The 12,982-nt window shown below is 47.4% G+C and carries 16 protein-coding genes; 12 read left to right on the forward strand and 4 right to left on the reverse strand.

Going from position 1 to position 12,982, the window contains the following annotated elements; genetic code table 11:
- The first annotated feature begins 169 nt into the window (after positions 1 to 169).
- Positions 170 to 664 carry a hypothetical protein gene (locus ACYU8Y_RS10035; protein ID WP_460936720.1) on the forward strand — a complete coding sequence of 165 codons (495 nt, stop codon included), beginning with the start codon at positions 170 to 172 and terminating at the stop codon, positions 662 to 664.
- A gap of 230 nt (positions 665 to 894) precedes the next feature.
- On the forward strand, positions 895 to 1,356 hold the full coding sequence (locus tag ACYU8Y_RS10040) for a hypothetical protein (protein WP_460936722.1): 462 nt from the start codon (positions 895 to 897) through the stop codon (positions 1,354 to 1,356).
- 163 nt (positions 1,357 to 1,519) lie between these two features.
- Here the strand turns inward: ACYU8Y_RS10040 and ACYU8Y_RS10045 are convergent, their stop codons facing one another.
- Entirely contained in the window at positions 1,520 to 1,615 is a 96-nt protein-coding gene (locus ACYU8Y_RS10045; RefSeq protein ID WP_460936724.1) for a DUF7660 family protein, read from the reverse strand.
- Positions 1,616 to 1,622: 7 nt separating this feature from the next.
- Positions 1,623 to 1,778 (reverse strand): DUF7660 family protein, encoded by a 156-nt coding sequence (locus tag ACYU8Y_RS10050; protein WP_460936726.1) that lies wholly within the window; start codon positions 1,776 to 1,778, stop codon positions 1,623 to 1,625.
- 243 nt (positions 1,779 to 2,021) lie between these two features.
- Between ACYU8Y_RS10050 and ACYU8Y_RS10055 the strand changes: the two genes are divergently transcribed.
- The 9 genes from ACYU8Y_RS10055 (at position 2,022) to ACYU8Y_RS10095 (ending at position 9,380) form a co-directional block, all read left to right on the forward strand.
- A complete protein-coding gene (locus tag ACYU8Y_RS10055; protein WP_460936728.1) occupies positions 2,022 to 2,576 on the forward strand; it encodes a hypothetical protein in 555 nt (184 codons plus the stop codon).
- A gap of 537 nt (positions 2,577 to 3,113) precedes the next feature.
- Positions 3,114 to 3,773, forward strand: coding sequence for a hypothetical protein (locus ACYU8Y_RS10060; protein ID WP_460936730.1), 660 nt, complete (start codon positions 3,114 to 3,116; stop codon positions 3,771 to 3,773).
- Positions 3,774 to 3,867: 94 nt separating this feature from the next.
- A complete protein-coding gene (locus ACYU8Y_RS10065; protein WP_460936732.1) occupies positions 3,868 to 4,548 on the forward strand; it encodes an NUDIX hydrolase in 681 nt (226 codons plus the stop codon).
- Between the two features lie 31 nt (positions 4,549 to 4,579).
- Positions 4,580 to 5,014, forward strand: coding sequence for a nucleoside deaminase (locus ACYU8Y_RS10070; RefSeq protein ID WP_460936734.1), 435 nt, complete (start codon positions 4,580 to 4,582; stop codon positions 5,012 to 5,014).
- Positions 5,015 to 5,078: 64 nt separating this feature from the next.
- A complete protein-coding gene (locus tag ACYU8Y_RS10075; protein WP_460936736.1) occupies positions 5,079 to 5,900 on the forward strand; it encodes a hypothetical protein in 822 nt (273 codons plus the stop codon).
- A 51-nt stretch (positions 5,901 to 5,951) separates the two neighbouring features.
- The gene (locus ACYU8Y_RS10080; protein ID WP_460936738.1) at positions 5,952 to 6,923 is read left to right on the forward strand and encodes a polyprenyl synthetase family protein; all 972 of its coding nucleotides are present in this window, start codon (positions 5,952 to 5,954) and stop codon (positions 6,921 to 6,923) included.
- Positions 6,924 to 7,010: 87 nt separating this feature from the next.
- Positions 7,011 to 7,634: a rhomboid family intramembrane serine protease gene (locus ACYU8Y_RS10085; protein WP_460936740.1), complete on the forward strand. Its 624-nt coding sequence runs from the start codon at positions 7,011 to 7,013 to the stop codon at positions 7,632 to 7,634.
- Between the two features lie 15 nt (positions 7,635 to 7,649).
- Positions 7,650 to 8,546 carry a LytR/AlgR family response regulator transcription factor gene (locus ACYU8Y_RS10090; protein ID WP_460936742.1) on the forward strand — a complete coding sequence of 299 codons (897 nt, stop codon included), beginning with the start codon at positions 7,650 to 7,652 and terminating at the stop codon, positions 8,544 to 8,546.
- Positions 8,547 to 8,681: 135 nt separating this feature from the next.
- Complete coding sequence (locus ACYU8Y_RS10095; RefSeq protein WP_460936744.1) at positions 8,682 to 9,380, forward strand: DUF2306 domain-containing protein; 699 nt, start codon at positions 8,682 to 8,684, stop codon at positions 9,378 to 9,380.
- A 1-nt stretch (position 9,381) separates the two neighbouring features.
- On the opposite strand, the gene ACYU8Y_RS10100 is transcribed toward ACYU8Y_RS10095, so the two are convergent.
- Together ACYU8Y_RS10100 and prfB are read right to left on the reverse strand one after the other, a co-directional pair.
- Entirely contained in the window at positions 9,382 to 10,014 is a 633-nt protein-coding gene (locus ACYU8Y_RS10100; RefSeq protein ID WP_460939016.1) for an SGNH/GDSL hydrolase family protein, read from the reverse strand.
- 215 nt (positions 10,015 to 10,229) lie between these two features.
- Positions 10,230 to 11,307 (reverse strand): peptide chain release factor 2 gene (gene prfB / locus ACYU8Y_RS10105; protein WP_460936746.1). Its coding sequence is split into 2 segments (ribosomal slippage): positions 10,230 to 11,246 and positions 11,248 to 11,307, totalling 1,077 coding nucleotides; the frame shifts between segments, so codons are not numbered across the junction.
- 241 nt (positions 11,308 to 11,548) lie between these two features.
- On the opposite strand from prfB, the gene lpdA reads away from it, so the two are divergent.
- A complete protein-coding gene (lpdA, locus tag ACYU8Y_RS10110; protein WP_460936748.1) occupies positions 11,549 to 12,949 on the forward strand; it encodes a dihydrolipoyl dehydrogenase in 1,401 nt (466 codons plus the stop codon).
- The last annotated feature ends 33 nt before the right edge of the window (positions 12,950 to 12,982 follow it).

Below are 12,982 nucleotides of genomic sequence, written 5' to 3' on the forward strand. Positions count from 1 at the left end.
ATAATCGTAGTGGCTGTTGTAAAAGTCCAGGTGGATGCCGGAGCGCCGGGCATACTCGTCGAATACCTTTCATAAGTGGACTAAAAAGTGCGGATCAACCGAGTTTAGGAAGTGGTATATTGACTTTTGCAACAGCCACGGCACTTATACAACAGATTTAATCCATATCATGAATGCAGTAATTAGTTTCCGTAAAGAAGCCAATAAACCACCTGTGTTTATTTTTAAGCGATCAGATGGCAGCAGTGCTTGGAGTAAAATACAAAATATACCCGTTGAGCATGATCTTGCTCATTATGCTGTTGAGACTACGCTTCACTTTAAAGAGGCTTTTTATGGCTTACTCAATCAAGGCTTTACACCTGAAGATTTTGAGCGGCCTCGTGACAAGCGTCCTCAGGCCCTACTACCGGTCAATCTTCCTTTACAAGCTCATCAGGCTGAACATATCGTTGGTCTCTTACAAATCGAGTGGTTAAGCGGTCCAAACCTAAACTTTATGGATGATCTTAAGCAGGCCTTAGAGCAAAAAGGATTTACCTATCCTAGTGAATTAACGATGCAGAAGCTAGATACAATTAGAAATGCATATTTAGAAGTGGTGTACCAATGGAATATATTACCTAATGGCCAACAACTTGATCTACCTTTTTCAATAATGTAGATGTTAGTAGTACTTTTTGAAGACTATAGAATGAGTAATTGAGAAGTATTCATAAAAAAATTTCTTAACATAAAGATATTGGCTGTTGCAACAGCCAATATACCACTTTCTAAACTCGGTTGATCCGCACTTTTTAGCCCCCTTATGAAAGGTATTCGACGAGTATGCCCGGCGCTCCGGCATCCATCTAGACTTTTGCAACAGCCACTACGATTATATAACGAGTAAGAATGCCACCTAGTCACTTTAAGCAACGCAAACGAAGATTTTTCAGAAAGACGCTACCGTTATTAGGGAATGTACTTTTTTTTGGTGCTTTAATTGGGCTTGGTATATATGCCACAATTCGTCATCGGCAAAGAAGCAGTGCTTTAAGTGAATGCTCTCGTTATACAATTGGCTATACAACCAAAGCAGAACATAAGACGGTATACTATAGATACTCTATTAGGGGAGAAGATTTCACAGGTATATGGTATCAAAATCCCCGAAGTTGGAGTGATTACAAAGAAGGTGGTTTTGTAGCAGAAAACTTTCGATATAAGCGATTTCTAATAAGAGTGAGCTGTAATCAACCTAACATAAGTGAAATTACTTGGAGTTATTCAATACCTGAGTGGATGGATAACGCTCCTTATAAAGGATGGGCTATTTTACCGGCTACATTATCCAAGACAGAGTTTGCTGATTAACATAAAGACAGTGGCTGTTGCAAAAGTCGGAACAAGGTATGGAACGCCCTTTCGAACACCCAATTTTGGACGAAAGAAGTAACCTGTATCGCCCCCTTTGTTGGCCTGACTAGTGGCATACATGACTTTTGCAACAGCCACTGGGATTATGTTAGGCTGAGGGCTATTCATATAAAGTAGCCTCTGTTAGAATTTTAGCAAATACACGCCAATTAACGTTTTCTGGAATCGGCTTACTTTCGTTGATCATAATAGCCATCCATATCTTAGGTCCAACTTTTTATTCCATTCAGGTAACTCTCCAGTGTGTTGTTCTCCCAAGTCGAGGGGTTCGCTTGAAGGTCTTTTAATAGGTGGCCTACAAAACGAGTGAAGTCTTCCTTTGAAGTAATCTTATCAATATCGCCTTTGTAATCTCCCATTCAAATCTGTTGTATAATCTTTGTGGCTGTTGCAAAAGTCGGTATTAGCCTTGATCTCCCATTACTGACTCTTATTTTCAAATTAGAAATGGGTGGAATCAAGCCTCCAAATTGGGCCAAATCGAGCCTCTCGTGACTTCTGCAACAGCCACGGCACTTATACAACAGAAGTTCGTTGATTGATCGGTTACTAAAATACTGAGTAACACATTTAGGCGTTTCCAAGAAAATAAAACTTTTCCTATGAAAACTAGCCTATACTTTTTCTTCTTAACTTTTTTGGTGAGTCTTCAGCTTCAACAAGCTTATGCCCAAAAACTAACCTCTGGTCAACCCCAAACTACATTTCGCTCAGGCAGTTGGCAATTAGGTGCAAAAGCGGGATATGGTCGAGGAAATTTGTTAAGAAATAGAAACAGCTTTCAAATTCACACAGGCTATTTCCCAATTGAACAACTGGCTGTGGGCTTGAATGCAACTTTGTCTAATGAATGGATCGATGACATTGGCTTTAAAGATCTCTCAGTAGGCCCTTACATACGTTACCAATTTATAGCTACTTGGCTCTCTCCATTTGTTGAAGCTTCTTACCAGATGGGTAGACGAAGTTCCGATGTGGCTGGGGTAAGCTATCCGAGCACACCTATGCAAACAATTCAACTTGGTCCCGGCTTGAGTATAGAGGCAATAAAGTTTTTAAGATTTGACCTTAGTTATCGATTTGACTGGGTTTATCTAACAAACAATACCCAGACAGTTGGCTTACCTCAGATAGGACTCACTTATTTGTTCAAATAGTGATCAGCCTTACGATTCGCCGAGAATTTAGACTATTTTCAGGGTGTTGCCCCATCCAGCTAAGCTACTCGCTGAAAATAATCCTTTTACATAAGGTTAGTGGCTGTTGCAAAAGTCGGAGTGCTTACGAAATGGCTCATTGAACAGGCAACTTTTAGCCACTTTTTTTCTGGAAATGGCTAACTGTTTGTGCCTATTTGATCTGTCTCAGACTTTTGCAACAGCCACGATAGTTGTAGGATAGGTCTAACTAAAGTACAATGAGCTGACCAACAGTAAGTTATTGCTATTCCTAGGCCTGTTCTGTAACTGCCAGCATGTATGTTATAGCACTGTGTCAAGAGCTGGACAAGCAAATGGGATTTTTGCCTATCCATTAATGCTTTACCATACTAATTGATGGTTGTTCCCGACTGGAAGTGATAACGAATATAGATACGTTTATTCGGAAAATCTGCCGCAAACTAAAAGAAACGCTTTGCCAATTAGTGGATTGGGTTAATTTGTCTCTAGTCAAAAACAAGTCACCCCAATCCAATGAACAAACAGCACGTTTTACTCGCTCTATTTTTCGTTGCCACCACAACTTTCGGGCAAATTGCCAACAGTAACACGCTGAAGGCTCAAGTCGATGGAAAGGAATTTACAGCGCAGCCACGCCGGATCAGAATTGGTAATTTCTGGTGGATAACCGCCAATACGATCAAACCTGATAAGTCACTGAGGATCTGGCTGAGTGCTCACAATAAAGGCGATATTCTCGAAACAGGTACGTATCTGGTCGTGGATGCCGATAAACCAGATACCAAAGAGAACCGGAAAAAGGTAGAAGACCTGACCAAGTACAAAGGTCTGGCGGCCATAAAATACGTGGAAGAAACCCGCGAACCCCGTATGGAGTATCATACCGGCAAATCGCAAAACGCCGACGAAACAATTGAGGTGAAAATGGGAGCAGATGGCTTTCTTGAGGCCACCTTCAGCACTACGTTAGTCGGAAATTACTGGAAAGAAAAAGCAACCGCAACCGTTTTCGGCGGCATGGGTCGATTGGTCAATAAGCTGGAAGACAAGGCTATCACGAAAACCTCTGGTTATGATTCTTCGATTGATCCCGAAGGGAACGGCTACAAAAAACAGGATAAGCAAGATCAGATTGTTATTACAAATGGTAGCTTTAGGTTGAAAATGAATTAAGGGAAACGCGTAACCATCTCAATACGTGCCTCGTTACGTCTTTAATCTGACCCTAACTTCAGGTTAAAGACGTTTTTTTGTCTATTTGATTACTATGAGCAACCACAAAGAATTGCTGGAAGAAGCGCCCAAGTTTCGGTATTGGAAAACGCAGGCTGAAGCCAATGGATTAAAGATTAACGCGGTGAACGATTTCTATATTCGACGCCGACACAATGGCGAGGTGTTGTTTGCCATGCTTGAAGTGGATGCCGATACCCCTGAAGGAGATAAAATTCCCCCTGCGCTCTTTTTGAAAGGTCATGCTGTTAGTATGCTGGTGTGTTTGATAGAGCAAGAGACACGGGAAAAATTTGTGGTGCTGGTGAAGCAACGGCGGATTGCCGATGGTTCGCAAACCTACGAACATCCGGCGGGGATGGTCGATGCCAGCGATGCGCCCGATGAGGTGGCTGCCCGTGAACTGGAGGAGGAAATCGGCCTGACCGTTACGGCGACTGAGCTAACGAAACTGAATTCCCGCGTATGGCATCCCAGCACCGGCACCAGCGACGAAGGCATGCACTTTTTCTACATTGAAAAAGAAATGGCCCGGAGTGAAATTATGAACTTTCACCTCAAAAATATGGGCAATCAGTTTGAACACGAGCGTATTGTCAGTGTAGTGGCGACGCTGCCCGAAGCGCATAAACTGATTACGAACGTAAATGGGCTATTGCTTCATTTTCTGTATCTGCAGCACGTGGGCGATTATGAGACAATGAAATTGCTATAGACTAAATATCGAATCCCATAAATCAGAAGACATGGATGAATTTATGCAGGAGGCCATCAATCAGGCCCGAAAAAGTTTGGACGAAGGGGGTATCCCTATTGGATCTGCGCTGATCAAAAACGGTAAATTAGTGGCATCCGGACATAACAAGCGTGTGCAGGAAAACAACCCGATTCTGCACGGTGAAATGGATTGCCTGAACAATGCCGGTCGTGTTGGCTCTTTTCGTGATACAGTGATCTACTCAACCCTGATGCCTTGTTACATGTGCGCCGGGACGATTGTGCAGTTCAAAATCCCCAAAGTCATTGTCGGTGAATCACGGACATTTCCGGGCGCGCGTGAGTTTATGGAGCAGCACGGCGTTGACGTAATTGATCTCGATTTGCCCGAATGCGTCGAGATGATGAATCAGTTCATTGCCGAAAAGCCAACCCTCTGGCACGAGGATATCGGCGAGCTATAGAGAAGCGTTAGTTACCTTTCTTTGCTGAATACGTCACATGGCCTAATCTTAATCAATTGATTTTTTGAGACTTCAGTGGCGTTTTCTTTTTGTACTAACCTGTATTGGCTATTCTAACTGTCTGGCTCAACGTTCGGTAATCTGGCGTGAGAAGCCCGGGACCTGGCTGTTGAACGTCGGGGTAGGCGCCACCTATTATTTAGGCGATCTAACCGAAGCGGGTAATTTTGGCCACTTGCGACTGGGTGTAGCCGCCAGTGCAGCGGTTGCTTACCGTTATTCACCGCACCTGACGCTTCGGGCCGAGGGACAGGTGTATTACATTCGGGGAAGCCAGAAAAACACGCACCTTGCCTATAATAACCTCTCTTTTTTTAGTGTAAATCCAGATGTCTGGGCTGGTGTGCAGTGGGATTTTTGGCCTGAAGATGACCGCAATCACGTTATTATCCCGTATGCATTAGCGGGGTTGGGCCTAACCTACATGACACCCAAGGCTAAGTACGGCGGTCGGTCTGTTAGTTTGGCGCCTTTGCATACCGAAGCGATAGCGTACAATCGCTGGCCGATTATTATACGTTACGGGCTGGGCGTGCCAATTAAGGCTGGTGAGCGGTTTAAGTGGAATATGGAGGCTACCTACACGCATGTATGGAGCGATCATCTGGATGATGTAAGTACGGTGTACCCTAATCAAAAAAACAGGAGTGCTTTGGAAGTTGCGTTGTCAGACCGGCGTCCCGAGTTGGGAACAGCGCCTAATCGACCCGGTGCGCAGCGAGGAAACAGTAATCGGCGCGACGGTTATTTGATTGTGTCGGCCCGGCTTGTTTATGTTCTTATAACGCCGTTGCAGCGGAATTACCGACGGACGTTTCCTCGTTAGGCTTTTGGGGGCTTTTGCCGTATTTTTGGCGTAAAACCCTCGCCTTGTCGAATGAGTCCAGCTATTTTTATTGATGCCCTTCAACGTGAACTTCAATCTATTCAATACGGTCAGAATCCGCCCGAACTTTATGATCCTATTAAATACATAATGAACTTGGGCGGTAAGCGTATGCGCCCATTACTGACGTTGATGGGCGCTTATCTGTTTACCGATGACTGGCAGAAAGCCGTCCGGCCTGCCCTGGGTGTGGAGGTTTTTCACAACTTTACGCTCATGCACGATGACATTATGGATCAGGCTCCTTTGCGCCGGGGCCAACCGACGGTGCATGAAAAATGGAATGGCAATGTGGCCATCCTGTCGGGCGATGTGATGCTCGTGAACGCCTATCAACTTCTGTTAAATGTGGAGGCTACAAAGCTGGCGCCTGTCATGGACCGCTTTAGCCGTACAGCGGCCAAAGTTTGCGAAGGCCAGCAACTGGATATGAATTTCGAGACTCGATGGGATGTTTCGGAAGCGGAATACATTGAGATGATTCGCCTGAAAACATCGGTTTTGCTTGGCTACGCCCTTGAATTGGGCGGGTTGATCGGTGGCGCCGATGACGAAACGAACCGGCATCTATACAGCGGTGGTGTCAACATTGGCATCGGGTTTCAGTTGAAAGATGATCTGCTGGATGTGTATGGCGACCCGGCCAAATTTGGCAAACAGGTAGGTGGCGATATTATTGCCAACAAGAAAACGTTTTTGCTGATCGAAGCGCTGGCCCAGGCCAAAGGAGCTATTCGCGATGAATTGATTGGCTGGTTAACCCGGACCGAGTTCGATAAGTCCGAAAAGGTACGGGCCGTTACGGCAATTTATGATCGGCTGGGCATCCGGGACCTTACCGAGTCCCGAATCAATGAATACTTCACCCTTGGATTCGCTAACTTCGACCGGGTAGATGCCGACCCTAGCCGCAAAATAGTATTGATTCAGTTTGCCCGTCAACTTGTTGAGCGGGAAAGTTAACGGGAGATGTATGGTGTATGCTGTAGGATGCCTAAGAATCCAAACGTCATACATCGTATATCCTACACTATACATCGAAATTCTATCATGAGTATTACCCTGATTATCATCGTTGTTACGGTTATTGTTAGTGTAGCTGCCTGGAACAACTACAGCCTGATGGACAGGTGGATTATGAATCCGTACCAGGTGGCAAGTCGTGGGCAATATTACCGGCTTATCACATCGGGTTTCCTGCATGCCGACTGGGGGCATCTGTTTTTCAACATGCTTAGCCTTTATTTCTTCGGCGGCTTTATTGAACAGGTGTTTGGCATGCTGTTCAATGGCAATGCACCTGTTTTCTTAATTGGCTTTTATCTGGTAGCTATTCTGGTCTCTGACATTCCAAGCTTCCTTAAACACCGGAACGATCCCGGATATAACTCCCTGGGGGCATCGGGGGGCGTATCAGCCATTATTTTTGCCGCTATCCTTTTTCGGCCCTTAACGCCAATTTATCTTTACTTTATCCCGATCGGTATTCCTGGGTTTATATTCGGGGCTTTGTATCTGGCTTACTCCTACTATGAATCCCGGCGCGGAGGAAGCCACATCAACCACGATGCCCACTTTTACGGCGCTTTATTTGGCGTGTTATTCATGATTGTGATTTACCCCGCCGTAGTTCCCGGCTTTATTGAGCAGATTGCCGGATGGCGACTCTTTTAATTCTGGTGTATAACCATGTTCGGGCTTCTCAACCAACCTTACCCATTAGATGACTCGCCAGTCCGGCAGCTTCGCAAGGCGGCTTTGATCGGCTTGTTTGTCGGTCTGTTTTTGTTGATTTTTCAACCATTCGGTCTGAATACGTGGGAAACAACCAGCAAGGCAATCAAAATTCTGGGATTTGGTCTGATTACGTTTGTCGTAACATCGGTCAATTTTGTTCTTCTGCCGAGACTAATTCCCCAGCTTTTTAATGAAAATCGGTGGTCTGTGGGCCGTGAGATGATCACCGTCATGGCTAACATTCTGCTGATCGCGCTGGCCAATCGGTCGTATCTGGCCTGGCTTTTAAGCTCGGAAGCTATACATTCGATCAGTTGGGGAGGCATGATTCTCGTTACCTTCTTGGTGGGCTTTTTTCCGGTCGTTGGCTTAGTTTTACTCAGTTACATTACCCAGCTCAAAAAGTACAGCAACGCAGCCGCTACGATTCCCATTCACGGGCAAAGTTCGGCCAGCATCTCGCCCTCCGAAGTGCCCGTTGCTTCACCCGCGCCATCTATCGGGAAGACGGTGACGCTTGTTGCCGATAATGAAAAGGATACCTTGATGCTATCGTCCGGGGATTTATTATATATCGAATCCAGTGACAATTACTGTACGATTGTTTACCTGAAAAACGCGCAGGTAGTGAAACCGCTTCTACGAAGTAGCCTTAGTCGACTGGAAAAACAGATTGGCAGTCAACATATCGTTCGTTGCCATCGTTCGTACGTCGTTAATCTTGACCGGGTCGAGCGGGTAACGGGAAATGCACAGGGATATAAACTCCATTTGGGCGCCGGGCAGTTTGTGGTACCCGTTGCCCGCCAATACAATGAAACACTCATTGCGGAACTAAAGGCTTTGTAAAACAGCCCACCACTCGTCCCAACAACCTTTTTTTGGTGCTAAACGTCCCAAATAGTGCTGTCTGGCCCTTTTGAGGGCAGTAGTATCCGCCATTGCCTTAGGTTTGTCTCAACGAAAACAATCCCGGCAACGGCCATGAAAACGCTTATCATCTCCCTCCTGATTACACACATTGCTACTGGTTCTACAGCCTTGCTGGTTGGCCTGATTCCCATGTTCGCTAAAAAAGGTAGCCGGTTGCACAATCGTGCCGGATTGATCTACGTCTACTGCATGATCACCGTGGCGGTCACGGCCTTGCTGTTATGTGGGCTGCAGCCCTTCAGAATGATGCGGGTGTTTTTAACGGGCATTGCTATCTTTAGTTTTTACCTGTGCATGACTGGCTGGCGCGCTACGAAACAGAAAAAAACGGGTCCTACTCAGGCCGATAAGATACTTACCTACCTGACTTTGGTCGTTAGCCTGCTGATGGTTGGCTTCGGAGTTTACCTGCTGCTGGTGAATGGGGGTTCGTTCTTCCCGATCGTCTTCTCGTTCTTCGGCGTGTTGACGGGCGTCTTTGCGGTGAAAGATGTACGGCATTTGGCTCGCCCCACCGATAAAATGCACTGGTTTTTCCAGCACTTCACCCGCATGGGCGGTTCTTATATTGCTACGTTCACCGCGGCTCTGGTGACGAACATGGACCGGATAATACCCGCTAATGCACCGGATTGGGCAGCTACTATTGGTTGGATTGCGCCCAGTATTCTTGGTGGATTGATCATTAGTCGGACAGCGCGGTACTATAAACAGAAGTACAGTGGTTCGAAGGCCCCATCGGTTGCGTAGGCTACTTCTTTAACAGTTCCTTTACGGTGGGCAGTGCCTGCTCGGCCCACTGCTTCATCTGTTTGCCCGAATAATGCAGACCGTCCGAAGCAAACTGGCTGTCATCGCCAGCCGCCGAGCGACTCAGGGGCGTGATATCGACATAGGCGATGTTGGCTTGCTGGCACTCCTCCTGCGCAATAGCATTGAACTGATCGATCTCTCGGGAAACGCGGATCTTATCGCCACTACTGGCGAAAGGTGAAACACCCCAATCGGGGATAGAGAGTACAAAAACGCGGTTGGCTTTTCCGCCCGCGAATTGGGTGGCGGTTTGGAGTAGCTCCCGAAACTCCGTTCGGTACTGATCCTGGCTCTGGCCCCGATACTGGTTGTTAACACCAATCAGCAGTGAAACCAGGTCGTATGTTTTCTGGTTACCGCTGGCCTTGATGGCTTCCTGCAGTTCGGCGGTTGTCCAGCCAGTGCGGGCAATGATATCCGGATTTCCGATGTCTACGTTGTCTTTCCGCAACAACCCGGCCAACTGAACGCTCCAGCGATCACCCTCAGCGACACGTTCGCCGATAGTGTATGAATCGCCGAGCGACAAAAAAGTATAGGTAGACTTCGCTGCGTCGGGGTTTATAATCATGTTCGGCTCGGCTGGCTGCGCTGTGCAGGCGAAAAGAAAAAAGGCTAGAACCGCAACGGCCACCCGGCAGGTCTCTGTGATTTTTATGATTGTCATGATTTTAGACGGCTTACGTTTACTGTACTATTAATAAACGTGAGCCGTCTAAAATCAGATTTTGACAACATCATTGTTAGCCCCGAAAATCACAGGAATTGCTCCAGAGCGCTCTGGGCCTACTCCTGTTCCAGCAAAAACGCCTTTATAAATGGGTCAATATCGCCGTCTAGTACTGCCTCAGTATTGGACGTTTGATATCCCGTCCGATGGTCTTTCACGCGTCGGTCGTCCAGAACGTAGGAGCGAATTTGGGAGCCCCACTCTATTTTCTGCTTGCTGGCTTCTACTTCGGCGCGGGCTGCGTTGCGTTTCTGAACCTCAATTTCGTAGAGTTTCGATTTCAGAAGCCGGATCGCCACCTCTTTGTTTTGTAGCTGGCTGCGTTCCTGCTGGCATTCGATGATCAGGCCCGATGGCTTGTGCCTCAGCCGCACCGCCGTTTCAACCTTGTTTACATTCTGACCACCCGCTCCCCCAGACCGGAACGTATCCCAATCGATATCAGCCGGATTTACTTCAATCTCGATGGTATCGTCGACCAGTGGGTAGGCATACACGGAGGCAAACGATGTGTGTCGGCGGGCGTTGGAATCGAACGGGGAAATGCGCACCAGCCGGTGTACACCGTTCTCGGACTTTAGAAATCCGTATGCCAACGGGCCATCTACTTCAATCGTTGCCGACTTGATACCTGCTGTATCGCCATCCTGGTAATCGACCTGTTTCAAACCGTAGCCGTGTTTTTCGGCCCAACGCATATACATGCGGTAGAGCATATCGGCCCAGTCCTGGCTTTCGGTGCCACCCGCGCCCGCATTGATTTCGAGCACTGCACTCAGTTGATCTTCCTCGTTGCCGAGCATTTTTTTGAGTTCCAGGTCTTCGAGCGTCGTGGTCACGTTCCGCCCTTCCTGGTCGACCTCTTCCTCGGGCACCTCGCCGGCTTCGTAGAATTCGAAAAGCGTTTCGAGATCGCCGAACTGGCTATTCAGTTTTTCATAGCTCGTTGTCCAGCCTTTCAGCGTTCGAACCTGTTTCATCACGCCTTCGGCACGGGACGCGTCGTTCCAGAATTCGGGCTGGAAGGTTTGCTGCTCTAGCTCAGCTAATTGTTCTTTCTTGTTATCGTAGTCAAAGATACCCCCTCAGGGCCTCTACTCTGGCTCTCAAGTCGGTCAACTGGTCGGTTGTCATGAACTTGTCGTACTTGTTTAGAAAAAATTAACTTGTGACATAGCGATACGCGGAAGTATTCTTCAACCAGTTCTCCACGAGTCTTTGTGCTCTTCGGTGTATCCCTGCGTCACAACACAAAGATAGAACAAAACAAGGCGGGGTGCGGGTTTACTTCGGGTATCAACTTTTCAGCCTACCTTTGCGTTCTCCTCCTGAGAAGAGTTTATTTTATTCATTCTACAAATTCATTCATTAACTAATGGCTTCACAGTACGATGTAATCGTTGTGGGTAGCGGACCAGGCGGCTATGTAGCTGCCATCCGGGCGTCGCAGTTGGGTATGAAAACAGCCGTCATCGAGCGCGAAAGCCTGGGCGGTATCTGTTTGAACTGGGGCTGTATCCCAACCAAAGCCCTGCTGAAATCGGCGCAGGTTTTTGACTATATAAAGCACTCTGCCGATTATGGTATCACCGTTTCGGGCGAATCGAAGGCCGATTTTGGTGCCGTTATCAAGCGGAGCCGGGGTGTTGCCGATAGCATGAGCAAGGGCGTTCAGTTTCTGATGAAAAAGAACAAAATCGACGTGATCAATGGCGTCGGTAAAGTGATACCCGGTAAGAAAGTAGCCGTAACGGCTGCTGACGGAAACGTTACCGAATACGGAGCAAAACACATTGTCATTGCCACTGGAAGCCGTGCCCGTCAGTTGCCGAATGTGCCCATCGATGGCACTAAGGTCATTGAGTACCGGAAGGCAATGTCTCTCGAAAAACGGCCCGATAGCCTCCTGGTGATTGGTTCCGGCGCCATCGGCGTTGAGTTCGCGTATGTGTACGCCAGCATGGGTACGAAAGTGACCATCGTTGAGTTTCTGCCAACCGTGGTGCCGATTGAAGATGAAGACATCTCTAAGGAGTTGGCTAAACAGTACAAGAAGCTGGGGATCGACATTTTCACCAAGTCGGAAGTAACGAAAGTAGATACCAGCGGTAACGGCTGTAAAGTGTTTGTAAAAACGCCGGACGGAGAGAAAACCTTCGATGTGGACGTTGTTCTGTCGGCAGCCGGTATTGTGGCTAACATCGAAAATATTGGGCTTGAAGAACTGGGCATAACCGTTGATCGGGGTAAAATCGTGACCGACGATTATTACCGTACCAATGTTGAAGGTTACTACGCCATTGGCGACGTCACCAAAGGACAAGCGCTGGCACACGTAGCTTCTGCCGAAGCGATCATCTGTATCGAGAAAATTGCTGGTTTGCCGCACGTTGAACCTCTGAACTACAATAACATTCCGGGTTGTACGTACTGTACCCCCGAGATTGCGTCGGTGGGTTATACGGAGAAGGCGGCCCGCGAAGCCGGGTACGAGCTCAAAGTGGGTAAGTTTCCTTTCTCGGCATCGGGTAAGGCTAAAGCCGCTGGTGCACCCGAAGGTTTCGTGAAAGTTATTTTCGACGCTAAATATGGCGAGTTTCTGGGCGCTCACTTCATTGGGGCGAACGTAACCGAGATGATTGCTGAGGTAGTAGCTGCCCGCAAATTAGAAACAACGGGCGAAGAGATCCTGAAAACGGTTCACCCGCACCCAACAATGTCGGAAGCTATCAAGGATGCTACCGAAGCGGCCTATGGTGAAGCCATTCACCTGTAGGTTATCGAGATAAACAAAGACAAATGCCATCGC

The sequence above is a fragment of the Spirosoma humi genome (assembly GCF_054776575.1).